At 47.7% G+C, this 21857-nt stretch carries 17 protein-coding genes; 9 read left to right on the top strand and 8 right to left on the bottom strand.

Annotated features, from left to right (window positions below; translation table 11 throughout):
* Both OSH01_RS11265 and OSH01_RS11260 read right to left on the bottom strand, forming a co-directional pair.
* Window positions 1-3078, bottom strand: a 3078-nt coding sequence (locus tag OSH01_RS11265; protein WP_266124197.1) for an ESPR-type extended signal peptide-containing protein, incomplete at its 3' end; no start/stop codon positions are given.
* Entirely contained in the window at window positions 3062-4372 is a 1311-nt protein-coding gene (locus OSH01_RS11260; RefSeq protein WP_266124196.1) for an EAL domain-containing protein, read from the bottom strand. The genes OSH01_RS11260 and OSH01_RS11265, both read right to left, overlap by 17 nt.
* A gap of 565 nt (window positions 4373-4937) precedes the next feature.
* On the opposite strand from OSH01_RS11260, the gene OSH01_RS11255 reads away from it, so the two are divergent.
* The 5 genes from OSH01_RS11255 to OSH01_RS11240 all read left to right on the top strand — a co-directional run bounded on the left by OSH01_RS11255 (window position 4938) and on the right by OSH01_RS11240 (window position 9709).
* Window positions 4938-5531: a recombinase family protein gene (locus tag OSH01_RS11255; RefSeq protein ID WP_266124195.1), complete on the top strand. Its 594-nt coding sequence runs from the start codon at window positions 4938-4940 to the stop codon at window positions 5529-5531.
* A 581-nt stretch (window positions 5532-6112) separates the two neighbouring features.
* Window positions 6113-6898, top strand: a complete 786-nt coding sequence (locus tag OSH01_RS11250; RefSeq protein WP_266124194.1) for an HpcH/HpaI aldolase family protein — start codon at window positions 6113-6115, stop codon at window positions 6896-6898.
* Window positions 6899-6901: 3 nt separating this feature from the next.
* A complete protein-coding gene (locus OSH01_RS11245) occupies window positions 6902-7912 on the top strand; it encodes a DctP family TRAP transporter solute-binding subunit (RefSeq protein WP_266124193.1) in 1011 nt (336 codons plus the stop codon).
* A gap of 40 nt (window positions 7913-7952) precedes the next feature.
* Window positions 7953-8438 (top strand): TRAP transporter small permease, encoded by a 486-nt coding sequence (locus tag OSH01_RS16530; protein WP_354270631.1) that lies wholly within the window; start codon window positions 7953-7955, stop codon window positions 8436-8438.
* Window positions 8435-9709: a TRAP transporter large permease gene (locus OSH01_RS11240; protein ID WP_266124192.1), complete on the top strand. Its 1275-nt coding sequence runs from the start codon at window positions 8435-8437 to the stop codon at window positions 9707-9709. The genes OSH01_RS16530 and OSH01_RS11240 overlap by 4 nt, the downstream gene beginning before the upstream one ends.
* A gap of 75 nt (window positions 9710-9784) precedes the next feature.
* On the opposite strand, the gene OSH01_RS11235 is transcribed toward OSH01_RS11240, so the two are convergent.
* On the bottom strand, window positions 9785-10678 hold the full coding sequence (locus OSH01_RS11235; protein ID WP_266124191.1) for a LysR substrate-binding domain-containing protein: 894 nt from the start codon (window positions 10676-10678) through the stop codon (window positions 9785-9787).
* A 157-nt stretch (window positions 10679-10835) separates the two neighbouring features.
* On the opposite strand from OSH01_RS11235, the gene OSH01_RS11230 reads away from it, so the two are divergent.
* Complete coding sequence (locus OSH01_RS11230; RefSeq protein WP_266124190.1) at window positions 10836-12014, top strand: CaiB/BaiF CoA transferase family protein; 1179 nt, start codon at window positions 10836-10838, stop codon at window positions 12012-12014.
* A 94-nt stretch (window positions 12015-12108) separates the two neighbouring features.
* The gene (locus tag OSH01_RS11225; protein WP_266124189.1) at window positions 12109-13056 is read left to right on the top strand and encodes a serine hydrolase domain-containing protein; all 948 of its coding nucleotides are present in this window, start codon (window positions 12109-12111) and stop codon (window positions 13054-13056) included.
* A gap of 969 nt (window positions 13057-14025) precedes the next feature.
* Here OSH01_RS11225 and OSH01_RS11220 read toward each other — a convergent pair.
* Both OSH01_RS11220 and OSH01_RS11215 read right to left on the bottom strand, forming a co-directional pair.
* Entirely contained in the window at window positions 14026-15489 is a 1464-nt protein-coding gene (locus OSH01_RS11220; protein WP_266124188.1) for an N-acyl-D-amino-acid deacylase family protein, read from the bottom strand.
* A 6-nt stretch (window positions 15490-15495) separates the two neighbouring features.
* Complete coding sequence (locus tag OSH01_RS11215) at window positions 15496-16482, bottom strand: Bug family tripartite tricarboxylate transporter substrate binding protein (protein ID WP_266124187.1); 987 nt, start codon at window positions 16480-16482, stop codon at window positions 15496-15498.
* Between the two features lie 147 nt (window positions 16483-16629).
* On the opposite strand from OSH01_RS11215, the gene OSH01_RS11210 reads away from it, so the two are divergent.
* Together OSH01_RS11210 and OSH01_RS11205 are read left to right on the top strand one after the other, a co-directional pair.
* Window positions 16630-17577, top strand: coding sequence for a LysR family transcriptional regulator (locus OSH01_RS11210; protein ID WP_266124186.1), 948 nt, complete (start codon window positions 16630-16632; stop codon window positions 17575-17577).
* Window positions 17578-17783: 206 nt separating this feature from the next.
* Window positions 17784-18716 carry an N-carbamoyl-D-amino-acid hydrolase gene (locus OSH01_RS11205; protein WP_266124185.1) on the top strand — a complete coding sequence of 311 codons (933 nt, stop codon included), beginning with the start codon at window positions 17784-17786 and terminating at the stop codon, window positions 18714-18716.
* Window positions 18717-18729: 13 nt separating this feature from the next.
* Here OSH01_RS11205 and OSH01_RS11200 read toward each other — a convergent pair whose 3' ends face one another.
* The 3 genes from OSH01_RS11200 to OSH01_RS11190 all read right to left on the bottom strand — a co-directional run bounded on the left by OSH01_RS11200 (window position 18730) and on the right by OSH01_RS11190 (window position 21797).
* A complete protein-coding gene (locus OSH01_RS11200; protein ID WP_266124184.1) occupies window positions 18730-19647 on the bottom strand; it encodes a LysR substrate-binding domain-containing protein in 918 nt (305 codons plus the stop codon).
* Between the two features lie 45 nt (window positions 19648-19692).
* Window positions 19693-20418 carry a cysteate racemase gene (cuyB, locus tag OSH01_RS11195; RefSeq protein WP_266124183.1) on the bottom strand — a complete coding sequence of 242 codons (726 nt, stop codon included), beginning with the start codon at window positions 20416-20418 and terminating at the stop codon, window positions 19693-19695.
* Between the two features lie 452 nt (window positions 20419-20870).
* Window positions 20871-21797 (bottom strand): YicC/YloC family endoribonuclease, encoded by a 927-nt coding sequence (locus OSH01_RS11190; RefSeq protein WP_266124182.1) that lies wholly within the window; start codon window positions 21795-21797, stop codon window positions 20871-20873.
* Window positions 21798-21857: the final 60 nt, after the last annotated feature.

Below are 21857 nucleotides of genomic sequence, written 5' to 3'. Positions count from 1 at the left end.
CGCTAGATTGAAGGCCAAATCGGTGCCATCTTGAGTGATGGTAATGTTGCCATCGTCATTACTGAAGTCTACTGAACCACCCGGCTTTACGTTCTCGGTAGGGTCACCATTGGCGCTAATGTGCCAACCTTGAGCAGCGTATTTAATCGCATCGTGCACCGTGTTTTCTCCGGTATCACCAATATTGCTCATGCTTAGATTGCCGTCAGAGGCTAGGTTAGCATTCCCCCCCAAGATATTTTTCGTGGTGTTGGCGACGTTACCTAGTACCGAATTGGTGGCATACAACTGGCTGCCGTTGATCGCATCCGTGCTGCTCGCGCTTATCCGGCCCGCGGCCACATTGGTCAGCGTACGTTTTTCCTGCTCTGTGCCCACGCTGACCGTCCCGATCGGATTACTCCCGGCAAAGTTGCCGTATTGCAGGTTATTCAAAGAGGCGCTCGAGGTGCCAACCTCAGTTGCTGTCGCAGCACCATCACCCAACGCTACCGAGCGAGCGTTGACCGCACGTGCGCCTTGACCAATAGCGACAGCGCGATTAGCCGTGCTGCGGGAACCATCACCCAGAGCGATCGCCTGTCGGTCAAGAGCCCAAGCGTCACGGCCTTGTGCAATTGAAGCTTCGCCAAATGCGTGAGCGCCCTTGCCCTGAGCTAGGGCGTAGTCAGCCGTTGCTTGAGCTTCCCGGCCCATAGCGATACTGCTATTGAGCTCTGCTACCGATTCTGTGCCTAGTGCAATAGAGTCGCGGTTCTTATCACGATTTTCGACATCAGGATTTGCTTGTCCAGAGCGTGCATTATTGCCCATTGCTATACCACGCGCAGCAAAGGCTTTCGCGTCGGTGCCGCTCGCTTGCGAGTTGCCAGCCGTGGCTCTAGATCTTGTACCGAGGGCAATGGCATCATTGGCTGTTGCCTCTGCATTACTACCCTGAGCGATACCGCGATCGGCATTTACTACCGATTTTTTCCCGATCACAATCCCTTCTACGGCTGTGGAGCTGGATTCGGTACCAATTACAATGGAGTTTTCGACAGAGGGGCCGTTAGCTTGGCGGTCCGTATAGGAATCTCGACCAATAACGATGGAGTTCTTGTCACGGCTAATGACGTGCGTACCAATCGCTACGCCGCTTTCGTCGCGTGCTTCGGATTGTGAGTTACCAATAGTAGTTGAGTTGAGCCCTAGCCCTTTGATGTTGTGCCCTAACACAACGGCGGAGGCTCCTTCTGCTCCAGCCATATGCCCAATGGCAATCGAATCTTTCTCTTTAGCAGTAGCTTCCGGTCCGATTGCGATGGAGTCGATAGCTGTGGCAGCGGCACCATTATTATTCTTGTTGCCCTTGCCTACGCCACCATCATTGATGCTAAGGTACTGTGGTTTGTTGTCAGCAATCTGCTGACCCCAGTCGTCACCGATCTTTTCAGCTAGTTTATCGTACTCTATTGTAGCTCCCAGCGTCACTTGATCCACTGCTGATTGCAACTGACGTACGTTGACTGCATCGGTATCATTGGCGCCATCTTCCACGTTAACGATGCGACGCGTAAATTCACTACCTGCTTGGCTGCTACCAACAGAAACTGCGCTTCCTGTGAAAGTTCTATTAGTGAAACGGCCCAATCCGGAAACATCGTTCTGAGCGGCGTGAGAACTCAATCCCAAGGCGACGAAATCGCTGTCAGCATGAGCATTGGGGCCAATAGCAGTACCCGTCCCCACAGCCGTCGTTTGTCGACCTACTGCAACCCCAGTATTCCCGGCAATCGCTTTATATCCAATCGCTACGCCTTCTGTTTCAGCGCCGGAGTCCTCACCTATACCGATCGCACGGTTTGATGACCGCCCTCGATTCGAGTTTTTGCCCAAACTGACATTGCTATCGCCAATGACATTCTGGCCAGCATCTCGGCCAAGCGCCACGTTCTCGTTGCCATCCACGTCATTGCCAGTGCCATCCCCCAACGCTACGTTGAACTGACCTTTAACGTTTTGACCACTAGCCTGACCGATCGCAATGTTGTGCGAACGGTCGCCTGGTAGATGATTACCAGTCGCTTTGCCGGCATCATTACCAATAGAGATATTATTTTCAGCATCCGCCTGAGCATCCAGTCCCAACGCGATACCGTTGGCGCCACTGGCTTGTGCTTGTGTGCCCAGAGCGAGTGCATTATTTCCACCCGCCGCAGCTTCGCGGCCTACTGCAATACTGGCCAAACCGCTGCTTAAACTGTTCTGGCCAATGGCAATAGCCGCGTTGGGTTTGGACATAGCTGGTCCAGACATAGCACGGGCTCCGTCGCCCAGTGCAATGGCACTCTCGGCATCCGCTATGGCCCCTTGGCCTGCAGAGATGCTGCGCTCGCCCTCAGCTTGGGACTTTAGTCCGATAGCAATTGACTCGTTGCCATTTGCTTTGGAATCGGGACCAATAGCCATAGAGTCTGTGCCATTAGCCTGAGAGTCAGGCAACTGAGAATTGGCGCGAAAATACTGCACACCGGGAGTGTCCTCGTCGACGCCCAAGGCGGCGAGACGATCGCTGATCGTACTTAATTCTGTTTCCGCCGTGCCAATTCTGTTACCGTGGGCCGTGATGGTGGTTTCGTTGTTCCCAATCCGACTAGCATGGTCTGCAATATCAGATTCGTTGATTCCTACCCGATTGTCGAGTGCGTCAATTTTGTCCGTGTTTGTCTGCACTTCACTCCGGGTCGCTAAGATTTCGCCTCCCATCGTAATCTGTTCGGCACTCAAGGCACCGTCTATGGTTAGGCCACTTAGGCCCACAATGCTGCCACCACCCGAAAAATTAATGCTGCCACCAGAACTGGTGAAATTGATGACATTGTCGCCAACGGGGATTTCGACTGTCGCCCAAGCACTTCCCAGCATCATTGTATTGGCTGCCAAGGCAAAGGCCCATTTCATGCGAGAACTAAAGGACGGACGCTTGGTTCCGTTTACGCAAGAGGAACTGCGCTTGCCTTTCGCTGTTTTGTTTTCTGAAACGGCAACAAATGTCCCTGTGTGCTCATTCCATATGGCTTTATAGATGTGATTCATATGCTTCTTCCTTTGTGAGGAGTCCTTTAAAAAGTTGCGTAGGTGTTAGTGGGGGGGGGGCAAAACGGTCCTGAATATAGAAAGGCGTAGCGTCTGACCATGGAGGCAGGAGGGAAGGAGGGCGTATGATGTGACCTTGTGCGGCATTGGCGCCTGCTTCGATGCTTACCTGGAGGTCTTCATCTGTCTCAACTCCGACAGCGATGAGGTGTTGGCTTAGGTTGTGCGAAACCTTAGATACATATTCGGAAATGCTGTTAACGCCGTGGTTCCGAGTTTTATGTAATACGTTTTTGTTGATTTTGATGATCTTAGGATTGCATTCTTGGGCTAGCCGAAGAGAGTTGAGTCCAGCTTTACCCATTGCTATCGCCACGGTGCAACCTAGTTGCCGTAAAGAGTTGAGCACCCGCACTGCGGCCTGTAGATCAAAAGTGGAAGTGGTTTCAGTAATCTCTAAAGTCAGGCGGGCCGCCAGCGTAGGGGCATTTTTTAAAGCGGAGATGATCGGTCGCCACCAAGCCTCGTCATGCAGTGATAACGGAGAAATATTGCAAGCTAATTGAATGTCCGAGTGTTGATGCAGCATGTGCAGAACAGACCATAGGACACTGGCATCCAATCTTTCCGTGTGATGCAGTCTTTCTAACGCTTGGACAATGGGCTCACAGGAGGTTGGAGAGCTGAGAGAACTCTCAGAGATACTTCTACGTAGTAAAACCTCGTAATACAGTATCCTTTGGCCATCCGTGGTGCAGACGACAGGTTGAAAGGCCAGCGAAATTTTGCCGCTTTGCATCTCCGTGTAAAAGAGGGTCGCTGCAAGCATATCTTCACGAGTGGTCTCGCACTCACGCGGCTCTATATTTGAAAATGCAATCGCATTTGCTAATGAGCGTAAGGAAGGGGAGGGTGTGGCTTCGCGAGTAGATAATTCTAATGGGGATACAAATACATTAATTTGAATTTGTGTAAACCCACATTTGATGGGCTCGTAGCAAAGTGCTGCCTTGATATGTTCTAGGTATGATTCTTTTCCATCTGCTGAAGAAAGATGAGAATTATTGCAGCCGACTAACAGCAGCAAGTCATTCACTACAGCAACGTCATTAGTTGAAACGCCAAAGGGGCGCAGACGCTCTTGTACTGCAGTTAAAAAAGCGTGTTGAAAATAATGTAAGCCATACGCGTTACAGAGTGCTTTGCCATTGGCTACACCAATCAGGAAGCAGTTCTGATTCTCGGCAGCCACACGTAACGAGTTGGGTAAGTACTGTATTAAAGGGGCATTCATACGTAGCCCCATTTTTGTTGTTGGTTGTAATAATAAAGAGACTCTGCAAAGAACGGGCTTTTAAACTTAAAACGAAGAAATAAGTTTCCCTTAGTTCCTTGTAAGTAACGCATTGGAATTACCCTTTTTATCAAACAGTTTGAATAAAAAATCATCTTTTTATTACAAACGTGATATTGACATAAAGGGTCCTTATTGTCCAACTTTTGGACCGATGATAAGTCGTTTTTGACTATTGTTGACAGTCTGTGCCTGTTAGGGAAGAAGTATTCAGACAGTCTTAGTGGCTACCCGCTCGAAGGTATTGATTGATACATGTGTGACAATTATTAATATTAAAATGCCAAATGTATTGACTGGTATCACATTAGTGGCATAAGGTTGTTGCCATTGTCTGTTGTGGTGTGAGCTATCGTCAGTATTTAGGCGAATCCTAGCGTTTTATATCTACTTGTAAATCCTGATGTGGTGGTGCCGCAAATTCGTTATAAGTTAAATTTATTAGTGTCAATCACCCCAAAAATGGGCGGAGGTAGAGCTGCATGTTGCGCAAGAAAGGTGTGTGATGGGTAAAAAATATGGGTACGCAAGGGTATCGACGCAAGATCAAAATGCAGATATACAAATTGCTGCCTTAAAAAAAGCAAAATGTGATCATATTTACACCGATACCGGAATATCAGGGGCTAAGGCGACATGGCCCAGCCTAAGTTCACTGAAGGGGGAACTACAACCCGGTGATACTCTTGTCGTTTGGCGTTTGGATCGCCTAGGGCACTCTTTACGTTACTTGGTAGAAACAATAGATAAGTTAGGCCAAGAGGGGATTCATTTTATTTCACTGACGGAAAATGTAGATACCACCACTTCAGGGGGTAGGCTGTTATTTCAGATGATGACTGCTCTCGCCGATTTTGAGAGATCTCTGACAAGTGAACAAACAAGGGCAGGCATGGCAGTTGCACGAGCCAACGGAAGGCAACTTGGTAGACGACCTGCTTTATCTCCTGCCCAACAGGAGGAGGTGATGTTGGCGTTGTCTAATAACGTACCCTTAGAGATTGTGGCGCAACAATACTCGGTGCATCCTAGAACGATACGTCGAATCAAAGCTATGATGTATGACGACACCCGCACGCAGGGAACAAACTTAACATAGTTTCTGAGTCTTCATTACCAAGGGTGTACCGTTACTTGACCGACGCATTGAATTGTATTGGGCGCAGTACGATGAATAAAAAAATTACCACATCCTATCGTTTTTCAACAAAGACATTTGAACCTCGGTAGGGGGTTATTACGCGCCTAGCTGAAGTCTAATCGCCATGATTAAAGAGGACTGGTGTAGTGCAATAAGATTGAAGCGTCTAGATTTCCATTATTGGCTTACGTGGGCGATGTTTTTTTGCTCGAAATTATTTAACGCGCAAATTGCGCTATCGGCTGCATATAGCAATTATTGTACAAAAAGAACCTGAGTGAACGCTATGGCGTACGCTAGATGGGCAGAATCTTGTTGCACTGATATTCAGCACTAGTTGGTCTACTAGATGCGCCTGAAGGTGCACTTCGGGTCAACCGAAGCATCCCTTAGAAAAATAGCGATTGTCTGTGGCTCAAATTTACACGACACTTTCTGATTGGTTTCGCGTCTGCCGGTCAAAGTGAGGTATTGCTTTTTCCCACGATTATAAAAGCACGTGAAACTAAGGTCTTTTTTGACCCTATATGGAGGAAGGCATGCCTAAACAAACGTTCAAAGAAAAGCTTGATTCTGGCCAGTTTCTCTTAGGAACTTGGTCCCAAAGTGCAAGTCCGGAAAACCTGGAAATTATCGGGTATGCGGGTTTCGACTATACAATCATCGATACCGAACACGGTTATTTTGGCTTGGAGACTGCTGAAAACCTGGTTCGTGCAGCAGAGGCGGCGAACATTTCACCGCTAGTGCGTGTGGAGCTAAACGCCGCGAATTTGGTTTTGAAAGCTTTAGATATTGGAGCTGAAGGGGTTGTAGTACCTCAAATAACCAACGAGCAGGAGGCTGCACAAGCCATCTCTTATGCTCGTTATTACCCCGATGGTAGCCGGGGAGCTTGCCCCTGCATCAGAGCTGGTAAGCATTATGTTCAAGATTGGAGTCACTACGCTACGAAAGCCAATAGAGAGGCGATCATTGTTTTGCTGATTGAGGGTCGGGAAGGTATCGCTAATATAGAACCTATCCTTAACACGCCTGGCGTCAATGCCATCATGATTGGACCATTTGATTTATCCGTGTCACTCGGGGTGGGTGGACAGCTGGATCATCCGCTAGTCATCGATTTCATGCGCGACACGATTGCCTTATGCAAAAGTCGCAATATTCATATATTTGTTCCTAATTTTGATTTGGACTTAGAGCAAGCTCGCGCAGCGATCGACGCCTGGGCAGATTTAGGAGCGACACTATTTACCGTGGGCACAGACAAACTGTTTTTTGCACACCATATGCAACACATCAAACAAAGCATTCGAGGAGATTAATTCGTGGTCAATTTTTTTTCAAAACTTCTTCCTTTAGTCCTACTGGCGTTCGCTGCTGGTTGTACGGACGGAGGCAAGCCCGAGATCGAAGCTAATAAAGCGGTAAGTACAACTAAACCGGTAAAACTTACTGTTGCTCACGTTTTAGCTGACACTCACTCAGAGCACGTAGGTTTAGTAGGCTTAGCGGATGAGCTAAAAGAAAAAACCAATGGCTCAGTTACGTTGAGCATTATTTCTGGAGGTGCATTAGGCAGCGAAAACGAGCAAGTTAATCAAGTCCAGACAGGTGCGTTAGATATGTCTTTGATTCAAGCAATCTCGTTATTTCAAGGCTTAGATAGCCGCCTTGCTGTTGAGGAGGTCCCCTTTCTGTTTGACTCCCGTGAGGCTGCTTATAAAGCAGTAGACGGCCCCTTTGGCGATAAAGTATCTGAGATTTTGGGCGAAAAGGGGCTTCACGTCATTGCCTATTGGGAAAATGGCTATCGTCACTTCACGAATAATAAGCGTGCTATTGTCAACCCTGAGGATATGGAAGGCATTAAGTTTCGTAGCGCAGCGTCAGAGATCCGTTTACAGATGTTTAATGAATTAGGCGCTAGTGCAATCCCCATGGCATTTACCGAGTTATTTACAGCCCTTCAACAAGGAACGGTGGATGGACAAGAAAACCCTTTGTCTATCATCTCAAGTTCAAAGTTTAACGAGGTGCAAAAACACTTGTCGCTGTCTGGGCATATTTGGAACGCTTCAGTTCTTATCATTAATCCCAAAGTGTGGAACAAGCTTGATAGCGAACAACAGGAGGTTCTGCAAGAGCTGGCGTTTAAGTATCGTGACTCCGTTCGCTTACAAATTGCTGACGATGACAGCAAAATTATAGAAGAGCTTAAAGCGAAAGGTATGCAAGTCAATGAGGTTGATACGGCAGCTTTCCAAGAGGCAGTTAAAAACGTGAGGCAGCTCTACATTGATAAAAATGGTGATGAGCTTTTAACGCTTATAGATTAAGATCTGCTGTTTTTTGTAACAGCATGGCAAAGGGCATAACATGGTCTCGGTACTAAATAGATTACTCTCCAAACTCGTAGAATTTCTGATTTTCGTGATTTTTCTTATCATGGTTCTTATGGTGTTTGGTCAAGTTCTACTACGCTACCTTTTCGGTATATCCATATCATGGAGCGCAGAAGTTTCCCAATTCGGTATGGTTTGGTTGTGCTTCCTGGGCGCCGCTCTTGCTGTGAAAGAGCGCGACCACATGCGAGTCGATTACTTTATCAATCTTCTACCCGCAACGTTCTTGCCCTTTGTTCACATAATATTGAATATTATTCTTTTTATATTCGTAGCTTATCTATCTTACAGTAGCATCCCAATTACTCTGGCATTTATGCAGGATATCACTCCTGGATTGGGAGTTCCGTATGGGCTAGTAAGTCTAGCTATGCCAGTTGGCGGAATTTTGATGCTGTTTTATTTAATCACTGATTCCATTAATTGGTTTGTAAGCGACAAAAAAGAGATAACGCTATGAATGCTTTGTTTTTTGCTATCTTAGGTGTCACCATCATCATGGGTCTACCTATTGGCTTTGCTATCATCATTACCTCATTTGTTTTTTTGATGATGAACGACTTTCCAACCTTAGGTATCGTCGCTCAGCGCATGGTTGGTGGTGTGGACTCTTTTCCTTTATTGGCCTTACCGTTCTTTATTTTGGCTGGCGATTTAATGGCATATGGCACAACGCCTCGTTTGATGGCCGTTGCTAACACTTTTTTTGGTCATATCCGTGGCGGAATGGCGGTCTCCGGTGTGACAGCCTCAGCATTTTTCGGAGCGATCTCGGGGTCAGGCGTAGCTACAACAGCTGCAGTGGGCTCCTTGATGGAGCCGGAAATGGTAAAAAAAGGTTATAGCAAGGGGTTTACTGCCTCTATTTTTGCCGGAGCTGGAGCTCTTGGGGTGGTGATACCACCGAGTTTAGCGATGGTCGTCTATGGGGTAGCTGCTAATGCATCTATTGGGGATTTGTTTTTAGCCGGTATTGTGCCCGGAATATTTGCAGCCGTCGCTCTTATGGTGTATTCCATTTGGGCTTCTCATCAATACGGTTATCCTAAAAATGAGAACAAAAGCACCTGGTTTGAAAAGGGGCGAGCAATCAAAGTCGGTATTCTACCTTTGGTAATGCCGGTCATTATTTTGGGTGGCGTCATCTCGGGAGTTTTTACTCCTACAGAGTCCGGTGTCGTCGCGGTTGTCTACGCTTTTATTTTAGCGACCTTCGTTTATAAAGAGCTGCCTCTTAAGCAACTGCCCGCTGTGATGGTACGTTCAGCGAAAAACAGTGCTGTGATTCTATTTGTCATTGCAGCGGCCACGCCTTTTGGCTGGGTTATGGCCACACAACAGATTCCTCAAGAAGTCGCCTCTTGGATGCTCTCTTTAACCTCCAGTTTTGTACTTCTGAGTTTAATGTTGCTGTTGCTGTTGTTGATTTTAGGCACATTCATGGAAACTATCGCTATTATTGTAATTGCGACACCTATCCTGATGCCTGTTGTTCACCAAATAGGGCTTAATCCTATTCACTTTGGTGTAGTCATGATGTTGGCTCTGGCTATTGGCGGGGCAACGCCACCATTAGCTGTGAATCTATTTGTCTCGACAAAAATTATCGATATACGTATGGAAGATACCTTTCCCCATATTTTGCAAGTCGTAGGGGTATTAGTTGCTGCTTCTGTTATCGTACTTCTTGTGCCCTCTATGTCGCTATGGATACCATCCCTAGGAAAGTGAGCTCAAACTCCAATTAAAACGACGCCCCATGAGTGGGGCGAGGTATTATTGAATGCTTTATAGGTTATCAAACACTCAATAGCTGGGTAGACCACAAATACAATCCATTAAATCATGCATATATTTAGGCACAATAGTGTCTTTTTGATAGATAATGCTGCGCTCACGTACAGCCCAAGGGTCTCCTAAAGCAACGAGCTCAATTCGCATTGATTTTTGATATCTTTCAGCTGCAGATTTAGGGAGTATGCCAATTCCAATCTCGGATTCAATCATTCTGCACATTGCTTCAAAACTACGTACTTGTATACGCAAATTTAGCTTCTGGCCACTTTCCTCGACAATACGATCAAGAAAGTGTTGTAAAGTGCTGCCCTCATGCAAACCAATATGTTCGTATTGAAGCGTGTCAGAAAACATGACAGTTTTTTGATTTGCTAATGGATGATCTGCAGAAGTAGCTAAAGTTAGCTGATCAGTAGAAAAGTTAATCATTTCTAAACCCTGCGCCTGCACTGTGCCTGCGACAATACCTATGTCTGCGGCACCATCTTGAATACCCCTAACTATATCGTAGTTAAGTCTTTCTTCTAAAGAGACATTAACATTAGGATGACTACGCAAAAAAGTAGCTAAGGCCGCGGGCATAAATTCGGTGACAGCGGTAGTGTTCGCAAAAATCCGTATGTGACCTTTAATTTCATCACTATACTGCTGCATATCACTTTTTAGTAAACTGAACTGTTGCATCATGGTTAACGCATGATGCAGCAACGTTTCCCCAGCTGGGGTTAATTTTACGCCTTTTGCTTCACGGTATAGCAAACGCATTCCAAAACGTGCCTCTAGCCCTTTAATGCGGCTACTTGTCGCCGCTAAAGATAAATGCATTCGTTCCGCACTGCGAGTTAAGCTTTTGAGCTCTGCTACATATATAAACAAGCGTAAATCATTTAAGTCAAACAGCATCAGCACAGCCTTAAATTAGTAAGTCATCGCTATTTCAGCAACAGCTTAGTAGAGATCATATAAAACAAGAGGGGCCCTTAGAAATTTCGCGATTGTAGGTCATTGAAGCACTACCTACACTTGTAGTCATTATAAATTACTATGTGGAAATAGGCAGATGCGTCCTTTAGATGGCATTACCATTGTTACGCTCGAACATGCAATCGCCGCACCTTTTTGCACTAGGCAGCTAGCAGAGCTAGGGGCACGTGTTATTAAAGTTGAACGGCCAAGTTCTGGAGACTTTGCACGTTCTTATGATGAACGCGTACGTGGTTTGGCTTCGCATTTTGTTTGGGCTAATCGCTCCAAAGAAAGTATAACTTTAGATTTAAAGCACCCAAAAGCTCAGGATGTTTTGTCAGCTCTCATAAAAGAAGCGGATGTTTTTATCCAAAACTTAGCGCCCGGCTCAGCGGGAAGGTTGGGGCTATCTTACGAGGCTCTTAAAGAGGAGCACCCTAGCCTGATAGTATGCGATATTTCCGGTTACGGCTCTGATGGCCCCTACCGAGATAAAAAAGCTTATGATTTACTGATTCAAAGTGAATCTGGTTTTCTTTCCATTACAGGAACTCCAGAGCAACCAGCCAAGGCGGGCTGTTCTATCGTTGATATTGCGGCAGGCATGTACGCCTACAGTAGTATCCTTGCAGCTCTCATCCAAAGGGGTAAGACGGGTAAAGGAAGTCATATCGATGTGTCGATGTTAGAAAGTATGGTTGAATGGATGGGCTTCCCACTTTACTATGCCTTTGATAATGCAGCAGCCCCTGAGCGATGTGGTGCTTCTCATGCTTCTATTGCACCTTATGGCCCTTTCGTAACTGGGGATGGCTCTACGGTGATGCTTGGTATTCAAAATGAGCGGGAATGGGCTCTGTTTTGCGAGCACATCTTAGTACTGCCGGAGTTGCGTGATGACAGTCGCTTTTCGTCTGTCTCGGCTCGCAGCCAAAATAGGGAAGAACTTGAGCGCATCATCGTTAAAGCGTTACGCCAATATACTAGTGAGCAGGTCATAGATCGATTGGATGAGGCGCGTATAGCTAGTGCTCGTGTCAATGACATGCATCAAGTCTGGCAGCATGCCCAACTACAGGCACGCAATCGTTGGACAGAGGTGGGTAGCCCCGTAGGCAAAATTCCGGCTTTGCTACCGCCAGCTACGTCGAACGCTTTTGCTGCTCGCATGGATCCTATTCCCGCATTAGGTGAGCATACGGAAAAAATTTTGAACTCGTTAGGCTATGACGATGCCACTATCTCCACGTTGCGTACTGAGGGCGTTATTTAATACGCCTCAGAATTACCCCATTTGAATCTGTACTTATAATCTATCAGTAACGTAGGCACTTATTGAGCCTCCAATTGTAAACAGGACTTCCATCATGCAAAAACAATTTGACCGTTTCATGAACAGCATGAAAGAGGGCGGATATTATCTACTGGGCGTTCAAATCAGACGTGATGGAGAAGTGGTTCATGACTGGTCACGTTTTGCCGCAAAACCTCGGTTTGAGTCTTATTCGAGCTCCAAAACTTTCGCTGCGGTAGGGGTGGGTATTGCTATTGATGAAGGATTAATCCATTTGGACGAATGTATCAGTGATAGTTTTCGCGAAGAGACTTACGACGTCGTTAATCCGAATGCCCTGAGTATGACAGTACGGGACTTGCTGACAATGAGCTCAGGAATGAGTCAAGCGATGTTTTTTCGTGACGGTTACGAAAGAGCTCATACAAGAGATTGGGTGCGCCATATCTATAAAGAAGGCCAGTTTGAACATACGCCTGGTACGCAATTTCTTTACAACAATGTTAATACCTATTTGCTCAGCTGTTTGGTCGAAAAAAAATCTGGGAAGAATCTCTGTGAGTATCTGCGTTATCGCCTGTTCGAACCCTTAGAAATTCATAATCCCGACTGGACTATTTGCCCACTTGGGCACACAGTAGCCGCCAATGGCATGGCCATTAATACAGATGAAATGGGCCGGTTTGGACAACTGCTTTTAAATGGTGGGGTTTTTAAGGGGAAAAGATTAGTTTCAGAGAAATTTGTCCAAGATATGATGTCTCACCACATGACAAGTACTGACTTTATCCCAGGCGACGTGCCAACCCCTGCTGGTTACGGCTATCAAATTTGGATAGACCAACAGAACGACTGCGCCTATTTGTGGGGTGTTTTTGGGCAATACTGTATCATCCTGCCCAATAGAAATACGGTTATCACCATTACAGCTTTACAAGAAGATGATGGTGGGTCCAATGGCTTGTATAACCCCTCACCTTTACGCGCCAAGATATGGGAGGAGCTGGTTATTCAGCGCTAAGTTTACCCGCTAGGTAATCATGTAGTGAGCTGTGCGTTTTTCTGGCTTCATATATTGATATGGCCATCTGGAGCATTAATAAAGACTATATTAGCAAAGTCTGCTTGTAGAGTAGGGCGTCGTTTGCTGTAGCGGATCACTTGCTTTCGGCTATATTTTGCAGTGTCTATCTTATGTCTCGCTCAATGACTGTTGCCGGTTGCTTTTCGCAGATCACAGGGAAGATATCTTGGGTGTAAGGACGGAAGGTGATGTAACGGTGTTTTAGTCGTTTTATGTTGCCTTCACGCCAGTCGGCAAGAAACTCATCGATTGTATCCATTGATCCGTATATGTTCTCTTTTCACTATCAGCGGAACCAAGCGATTATGCTTCAGCTTCATCTTTCGAGCAGCCTCTGTTCGGGCTTCGGCAAGTGATAGTTTATTCACTCTGCTTAGCGGCATCTGGATTTGCTTAAGCGTGAGGACATTGAGGCAGTGCCATGGTGCGGCGGTGGTGGAAGAAAACGCCTAATTTCTGGACTTAACGCTATGCAGTGAAAAGCCGATTATTGTTATAGGTGCTCAGCGCATTAGGTCTGATTACGATACGAACTCCATGCATAATCTGTAAAATCCTTGTTGTTGGTTGAGTCCTCAGATACGCGTCGAAAGGAGGTTCTGCTTCCCCTGAATATAGACATTACTACGTCGCGCTCAATTAGCAAGTGTCTTACGGCCTATGGGGATATTTTCAGTCCGAGGAGTAGGGCTATCTGGGTAGTATCAATTAGTACTACGGAGCGTTTCTGTCTGTTCCTGTTGCGTTGTTTGGATGTTCCGTTCAAGCTGGGACGGGCTTTGCAAAATAATTAAGGATATAGCGTAAACAGCTTCTTTGATTGAGGGCAGGTAGGGGAAACAATTAAGGGCAAGATTTTCTTGCCCTTAATTTGTGCGTCAGCGCTGCTTGTACCCGCGGGCCTGCTTAGCTTGCGCGCAGATGTGCGGGAGTCAGTACCTGACCTGGTCGCTTACCGGTGACCTGCTGGCCGTCCCAGACTTGTTCACCAGCTACCCACACGCTTTGTATGCCACGGCTGCTTTGCACAGGTTTTTCAAAGGTTGCTTGGTCCGTCACCGTATCAGGATTGAAAATCACGAGGTCAGCGTGGTAGTTCTCCTGAATGAGTCCTCGTTCGTGTAAGCGGTATTGGCGGGCGGGCAAGCCTGTCATTTTATGTATGGCCTGTTGCCAGTTCAGTAAGGACTGTTCCCGTACCATGGTGCGCAGTACGCGGGTAAAAGTCCCCCATTGGCGTGGGTGTGGATGCGGGTCAAAGGGCAGTCCGTCCGATCCGACCATGGTCAGTGGGTAGGCGAATATGCGTTTGATATCCTGTTCATGCATGAGGAAATAAATGGCTCCTGCCGGAGACAGGTAAGCTAGTAACTCCTCATCCCCCATGCCTAGCTCTTTCTCCAGTGTGGCAAAGTCTTTGCCTGCATACTGCGGATGGGCAGTAGACCAGGTGACAATCGTACGGCTGGCAAGTCGTACTCTATCTAGGCGCAACATGGTAGATGTTGCCGGATAGGGATGACAGTCTAAACACACATTCTGTAATGCTGATGCTTGGTCTATACGTGCCAGCGTTTGCCGGGAGCGGCCGTGATTGTGCTCGCCTGCCAGTTTATGATGCGAGAAAACGATGGTGCTGCGTGCGGCTGCACCGATCTCTAAGGCTTCATCAATAGCCGGCAGGATAAAGTCAGCTTCATCCCTAAGGTGCGTTGCGTAAATAGTGGTACCTAACGCCGCCATGGGCTGCACCACCTCAAGCAATTCAGTGGTGGTAGCCGCCGCCGCAGGTGGGTAGAACAGGCCAGATGACAGGCCAAACGCTCCACTGGCCAAGGCCTCGTCTACACCGCGTTGCATCGCGGTAATTTCCTGCGCATTGGCAGTGCGCTGTAAGTCTTGCATAAAGGCGACGCGTAGGCTGGTGTGCCCTAACAGTGGTATGACATTGACGGCAGCAGGTTGAGCCTTTAGCTCGTTTAGCCAGGCGGAAAAGCTGGAAAATCTAAATAGTTCAGCAGGTCCCAGCAAGTCTAAGGGTTGAGGCGGTGAGCTTGTGATGACGGGCGCTAGACTGATTCCACAGTTGCCGGTAACCACTGTGGTGATGCCCTGAGATACTTTAGGCATCATATCTGGGTGAGTCAGTAAGTAGCCATCATCGTGTGTGTGGGAGTCGATAAAACCGGGTGTAATCATGCACCCCTGACAGTCTATACGCTCATTACTGAGTGCTTGGCTCAGGTCACCGATGGCGCTAATACGTCCTTGGCGTATTCCGACATCAGCGTGGTAGGGAGGGGCACCGGAACCATCCACAATGGTTCCAGCCGTGAAAATAGTATCAAAGGACAGGGTGTGTGCTTTCATGCGAGCTTAGTCCAGCTTTTCAATACCAGCACTGGCGATAATTTCTGCCCATTTATCAGTTTCTACTTGAATAAACTGCTGAAAGTCTGCGGCACTTCCACCCGCTGGCTCAGCGCCTAGCGCAGCCAGTCCTTCAATCACTTTCGGTTTTTTTAGTGTGTTATTAACAGCTTGGTTAAGTGTGTCAATAACGCTGTCAGGAGTTTGTTTCGGGGCGACCATACCACCCCAGGCAATAGTTTCGTAACCGGTAACGCCTGCCTCATCCAGTGACGGTACATCGGGGAGCAGGTCAAGACGTTTTTTACTTGACACGCCCAGTGCACGTAAACGCCCGCTGGCTATCAGAGGTGCTACCTCTGAGCTATTGGAAAACATGAAATCCAGACGGCCTCCAACTAAGTCCTGCAGGGCAGCAGGCCCGCTGTTGTAGGGCACGTACAAGACGTCAATATCCGTCATGTGTTTAAAAAGCTCGCCACCCATATGACCAGTAGTGCCCACGCCCGCAGCCCCATAAGACAGCTGGCCTGGATCTGACTTAGCGGCCTGAATAAGATCTTTAACCGAAGTAATAGGTGATTCGGCCGACACGACTAGCACATTGTAGATATTGAATAAATGTGCAACGGGTCTTAAGTCTTTGTCTACATCGTAGGGCAGAGAATTAAACAGGCTATTATTGACCGCTAAGGTGTTGATATTGCCATATCCCAAGGTATAGCCGTCGGGACGCGCTTTTTTAACTTGTAAAATACCAATGTTGCCGGCGGCACCTGGTCGGTTTTCTACTATAAAAGAAGCGTCCAGGCTTTGTGCCAAATCGTTCATGATTAAGCGTGATAGCACATCGGGTGAGCCGCCAGCGGCAGAAGGTACGATAAAGCTAACGGACTTTTGTGGCCATTTTTCTGTGGCGTGTGTGTTTCCTACCAGAGCGCAGCTGATGATGATCCCCAGAGCACAGGCTCGTTTGAACGGTTGGCTAAGCATATGGTTTATCTCCTAATTATTATTAAACTAAATTAACGTAAGATAAGCAGACTATGAAAAGTCCATACAAGAAGAGTAGCACTGGCCCTGCCAAAACCATGAATCAGGATGTGTGCGTACACCATAATTTGGAGTTATGACTCAGCCATGACGAATGTAGACATGAATGCTGCTTGGGCGAGCAATATTGAGACCCAGACAGATGCTCGCCCTTTAAGTTTGCGACAAATTGAAGTGTTTCACGCCATTATGCAGGCCGGTTCTATTAGTGGTGCTGGCCGTTCTTTACATGTATCCCAGCCAGCTATTAGTCGGGTCTTAGCGCTGGCCGAATATCGTTTAGGTTATCAGTTATTTGAGCGTAGCAAGAATCGTTTACTGCCCACACCAGAGGCCCGTCGTTTATATGCTGAGGTGCAATCACTGTATACGGCGATAGGCCGTTTGAATGCTCTGGCTTTGCAATTGGGCAGTGGTAGCGCCAGTACCTTGAATATTATTTCTAGTGCCAGTTTAAGTCAGCGTTTGATCCCGCAGGGGTTAACGCAGTTACGTCTCAGCTCACCCCGAGCGCGAGTGGACTACCGCACCACCAGTTTCGATGAAATAGTGGCGTATTTCTTGAGCGGGCAGGCAGATGTGGCAGTTTCACTGGCTGATCCTGTCCACCCTCTATTGCAATCGCGAAAATTAGCGGATTCGGAGATTGTGTGTGCAGTGCCCACTACCCATGCTTTAGCCAAGCAGACTGAAGTAAAGGCGGCTGATTTTGCCTCGCACCCCTGGATCAGTTACCCAGAGGACGCGCCCTTGGGTAAGGTGCTATACCAGTTTTTAAGCTCTAGTGCGACTAAACCAACACGTCCCGCCTTAACCGTGCGCTCCCCCTTGGCGGCGTATGCTCTGGCTCAGCAAGGTTTCGGCGCTGCTTTGATGGAGCGTTGGGCTTTGCCGTCTGTATTAGACCCCACCGTGGTGATAAAACCCGTTAGCCCGGCACAATCAATTGGCATCTGGTTGACCGTGTGCGAACTAAATTCTTTATCTCTTGCAGGTAAACGCTTTATCACTAGCCTAGAGCAGTTACTCAGTTAGTCGAGCATTCTCTTATCAAATCTTGTCGGGCTGCCATGCAGAAGAGTTATCGCTCTATGGTGGGTGCTTCATGTAGAGGATTGATTTTGTATGGATTTTTCTTTTTTTTTGGGGTGGCGTTTGTTTTTTTCCCAACTTTACGCTGGCTAAATTCCCATGCATGCTTAGGTTATGACAAGTTTTTACACATTACAGGAGACGAAGGTATGAGTCAGCGACGTTTAGGGGTGGCTGTGGCGCAGGTAGGGGCAGTACATGTGAGCGATAGCCGCCAGCGTACCTTAGATAGATTAATCGCTTTGCTGCAAGAGGCGAAATCTAGGGGGGCTGATTTTGTGGTTTTTCCCGAGTTGACCTTAGCGACCTTTTTTCCTCGTTACTGGATGAGTCAGCAAGAGGCAGAAGAGCGTTATTTCGAGCATTCAATGCCTAATCCTAACGTACAGGCATTGTTTGACGAGGCACGTCGTTTAGAGGTTGGCTTTTATCTTGGGTACGCAGAGCTTTGTCCTAAGGAAGGCCCTTTTAATACCTCTATATTAGTTAATAAAAAAGGACAAATTATTGGCAAATATAGAAAGGTGCACCTACCAGGGCATAGTGACCATAAACTAGATGCGCCATTTCAGCACTTAGAAAAAAAATACTTTCAGGTGGGAAATGATACGTTCAAGGTGTGGGGGGTTGATGAGGTGCAGATGGGAATGTGCCTATGTAACGATAGGCGATGGCCTGAGACTTGGCGTGTGATGGGTTTACAGGGGGCAGAGTTTGTGGCCTTAGGCTATAACACGCCGTCCATTAATATTCATTGGCCTGAGCCGGTTCATTTGCGTATGCACCATCATTTAATTACCTTGCAGGCCAGTGCTTATCAAAATGCCGTTTGGATAGGCGCTGCGGCCAAGTGTGGCGTAGAGGACGGGCACCACATGATAGGTGGATCGGTGATTGTTGCGCCTACCGGAGAAATTGTGGCGCAAGCTAGCACCGAAGAAGATGAATTGATTTATTTCAATGCAGATCTGAATTTAGGACAGCCGTTTCGTGATCACGTATTTAATTTTGCTAAGCATCGTCGTCCTGAACACTATCAATTAATTGTTGAACGTACAGGTGTAGGCGCATCACTGGCTTAACTGTTAGTCGCAGCTAAGCAGGTACCTCGTACAAGCTGCTTAGTCTGCGCCATAAGCGTTGTAAAGCGGGGCTTGGATTGTGTTTATCGCGATATGCCATGACGGCTAAGGACAGCTCCCATGCCGGGTCTGAGCTCACACACATCAAGGCGCCATGGCGTTCAGCACTGTGAGCGACGCAGTCTGGTAACCAGGCCACACCATGACCATTGAGCGCTAGTTCTCGCAATACATCCGCCATATCACTTTCTGCATGCGGTACTAGATAAGGTGGCTTGTTGGCACGCTCCATCATCAGATTAACCATTCGGCCTAAGTAAGCGCCTTGAGAATACGCGAGGTGTGGGATAGGATGCTCGACGGTTCCCGGAAATGACCAGCGTACTTTTTTGTGCAGGCTGGTGGACATATATGGACGCAGCATTTGTACACCCAAAGTTAAGCGTTGGTATTGCTCTGGATCCAAGTGTATGGGTTGCTGAGGGTTATGAAAGCAAACGAGCAGATCCGCGTTGCCGCTAATAAAGGTAGTGACGGCGTCGTGCACATTGGCCGGATTAATAACGCAGTTAAGGGCTGCCAAGCCGCGCACCCATTCTTGCCATCGTCTGGGCAAAAAACCGGTGGCTAGAGCGTGCGGGGCGGCGATGCGAATGCGGCTAAGCCAAGCGGAAGGGCGACCACTAAAGTCAGCGCGTAAATCTGAGACTCGCTGCGAAATATCAAGGGCGTATTCCAGAAAGCGGCTGCCCTCGTCGGTCAGGCGAGTCGGGAATACGCTGCGGTCTATCAATTCTGCCCCTACCCATGCTTCAAGGGCTTGAATGCGGCGGCTAAAGGCAGCTTGCGAGCTATGCCTAATTTGAGCGGCGCGAGTAAAGTTGTTGACTTCAGCAAGTGTCACAAAGTCCAGTAGCCAGGCGGTGTCCATACCTTATCTCTGTTGTGGGCGTAACATATATACGCAGGCTATGTATTAAACCACAGTGCCCGTTTGTTGTTGCAAAGCAAAGTGGACAGCAGACTGGGCGAGCGCTAGGGTGGCATTGATGAAGTAATCGGGGTGCTGAGTAGGTTCCATAGCAAGAGGCAGCTCAGTGCAAGCCAAGACGACGCGTTGTACGCCTTTTTGACGTAGAGTGTTGATCAGTGCTGCACCACTCTGTTGTGCAAGGGAGAGCTTACCCTGTTTGACGAAGTGAATCATGTTATCTACCTGTGCTTGCTCGGCTTCGTTCGGAAGTTGAAAACCGGAGCACATAGCGTTATTAGCTCGTTGGTAGATACCGGCTTGACGTGTGCCTCGAGTGGCTAGGAGCATGCATGCTGCAGGTGTTATCTGTTGTTGCGCTAGTGCATGGGTAACCGCATCCACAATATGTAAAATAGGCAGGTGTGTGGCCTGACTTAGGCGTTCATGCCAGAAGTGCGCCGTATTGCAGGGAATGAGCACAGCCTCCACGCCACAACGCTCCAATTGTCGTAATCCCTCCAGCATAGGTAAAAATGGGGCATCGGTGTTAGCGATGATCGCTGAGCTGCGATCTGGAATTTGGGGCACGCTATGCACAATTAACGGAATATGCTGCTGATCTTCCTCAGCAGGCGTGAGGGCAATAATTTTTTGCATGAAATCGACGGTAGCCAAAGGCCCCATGCCGCCCAATATGCCCAAGGTTCGAAGAGAGTTTGGTGTATTCATCTGCCCATCATAAAAACTCTGGGCGCTAATGAGTAATGCATATATTGCATAATGCAAAGTATGCATTAGGTTTTATGGGGTGATCGGGCGCAGCACTATACAATCCCTAGCCGCTCCTCCGGCTCTGTTTGGCTTGCCTGGTAGACACCAAACCTTTGCTCCCAGATCAATGTCTTCCCACACCGCCTTGGTCCATTTGCCTTTTCAAAAAATAGGAAAAACTCAAAGCGCACAAGTTAAGTGGTCGCTACGTGGGAAGCTTTCTATGCCTCTAGGATCTGCTACATCAAAAGCATAGCTGGATTTGAATGACAAGACATAGGCGATTATGGGCAGAGCATCCCAACAATCTTTGACTATAGACGGCCAATGTCGATGCTGGGGTAGGCCATGTAGTATTCTAGAAATACCCACCATTTACTGCTGAGTAAAATAGTGGGTATTGGTAAGTGTCACTCAATATTCTGCGCCTGTTCGCGGAGTTGTTCGATGAGTAGTTTTAGGCTGATAGAGGCATTGGTAACATCTAGGTTGCTGGCTTTGGAGCCTAGGGTGTTGGCTTCGCGGTTCATTTCTTGGAAGAGGAAGTCGAGGCGTTTGCCGGTGCTGCCTTGGCGGGCGCGTTTGTTGTTGCTGTGGCTGTGGTCGCCTTGTAGGATCAGTTGTAGTTCGCTGATGTGTGAGCGTAGGCGGGCGAGTTCTTCGGCGACGTCGATGCGTAGCGCAAAGAGTGAGGATTCTTGTGCTATGCGGGCGGAAAGTTCTTCGCCGCTGATGTGCGCAAAACCGTCGGGGCTAACGCTTAGTAGGGTGTCACTTAAACGTTTACTGATTTTTGCTTGTTGTTCGACGAGCAGGGCAGGGAGGTTGTTTTCTAGCTCTTGGACGAGCTGGCTCATGTCTTGACTGACGGCTAGCATCATGTCGGCCAGTCGTTGGCCTTCGCGCAAACGTGTAGATTGTAGGTCGGAAAGGGCAAGATCTAAGGCTTCTAAGCACAAGGGCAGCCAAACGTCAGCATCTAATCCATGATTGGCGTTGGCTTGTTGTACTAGCTCAGTCAAGCCTGGTGGAGGCATATCAGGGATAAGGTGGCGAGCTTGTTGCAGAAGATGAGCCCAGTGGCTAATGACTTCAGGCGGAAGCGTTTTTTGCTGTTGCTCTTGTTGCAACTGATAACTTAGGCGTATATCTAGTTTGCCGCGCTGTAATTGTTGCGCTAGACGTTCTCGTATAGGGCCTTCGGCATAACGTAGGTCATCGGGCAGGCGCAGGTTGATATCCAGAAAGCGATTGTTGACGCTACGCATTTCTACGCTAAGTGTGCCTTGCGGGGATTCAGCCTTGGCATTGCCATAAGCAGTCATGCTACGGATCATAAGAGAATATCGAGTAAGGAAATAATCTTCTATTGTAGCCTTGGCACACGCCTATGCGGG

It is taken from the genome of Alcaligenes endophyticus, assembly GCF_026344035.1.
In the GTDB taxonomy this organism is placed as follows: domain Bacteria; phylum Pseudomonadota; class Gammaproteobacteria; order Burkholderiales; family Burkholderiaceae_B; genus Alcaligenes; species Alcaligenes endophyticus.
The sequence above is the reverse complement of the archived record's forward strand: the minus strand, read 5'-3'. Positions and strand labels throughout refer to the sequence as shown.

Coding starts and splice junctions, on each gene's coding strand:
- OSH01_RS11205 (WP_266124185.1), top strand. CDS start 17,784: ATGAGTCAGCGACGTTTAGGGGTGGCTGTGGCGCAGGTAGGGGCAGTA.
- OSH01_RS11260 (WP_266124196.1), bottom strand. CDS start 4,372: ATGAATGCCCCTTTAATACAGTACTTACCCAACTCGTTACGTGTGGCT.
- OSH01_RS11255 (WP_266124195.1), top strand. CDS start 4,938: ATGGGTAAAAAATATGGGTACGCAAGGGTATCGACGCAAGATCAAAAT.
- OSH01_RS11240 (WP_266124192.1), top strand. CDS start 8,435: ATGAATGCTTTGTTTTTTGCTATCTTAGGTGTCACCATCATCATGGGT.
- OSH01_RS11220 (WP_266124188.1), bottom strand. CDS start 15,489: ATGAAAGCACACACCCTGTCCTTTGATACTATTTTCACGGCTGGAACC.
- OSH01_RS11250 (WP_266124194.1), top strand. CDS start 6,113: ATGCCTAAACAAACGTTCAAAGAAAAGCTTGATTCTGGCCAGTTTCTC.
- OSH01_RS11190 (WP_266124182.1), bottom strand. CDS start 21,797: ATGATCCGTAGCATGACTGCTTATGGCAATGCCAAGGCTGAATCCCCG.
- OSH01_RS11210 (WP_266124186.1), top strand. CDS start 16,630: ATGACGAATGTAGACATGAATGCTGCTTGGGCGAGCAATATTGAGACC.
- cuyB (WP_266124183.1), bottom strand. CDS start 20,418: ATGAATACACCAAACTCTCTTCGAACCTTGGGCATATTGGGCGGCATG.
- OSH01_RS11215 (WP_266124187.1), bottom strand. CDS start 16,482: ATGCTTAGCCAACCGTTCAAACGAGCCTGTGCTCTGGGGATCATCATC.
- OSH01_RS16530 (WP_354270631.1), top strand. CDS start 7,953: ATGGTCTCGGTACTAAATAGATTACTCTCCAAACTCGTAGAATTTCTG.
- OSH01_RS11235 (WP_266124191.1), bottom strand. CDS start 10,678: ATGCTGTTTGACTTAAATGATTTACGCTTGTTTATATATGTAGCAGAG.
- OSH01_RS11225 (WP_266124189.1), top strand. CDS start 12,109: ATGCAAAAACAATTTGACCGTTTCATGAACAGCATGAAAGAGGGCGGA.
- OSH01_RS11230 (WP_266124190.1), top strand. CDS start 10,836: ATGCGTCCTTTAGATGGCATTACCATTGTTACGCTCGAACATGCAATC.
- OSH01_RS11200 (WP_266124184.1), bottom strand. CDS start 19,647: ATGGACACCGCCTGGCTACTGGACTTTGTGACACTTGCTGAAGTCAAC.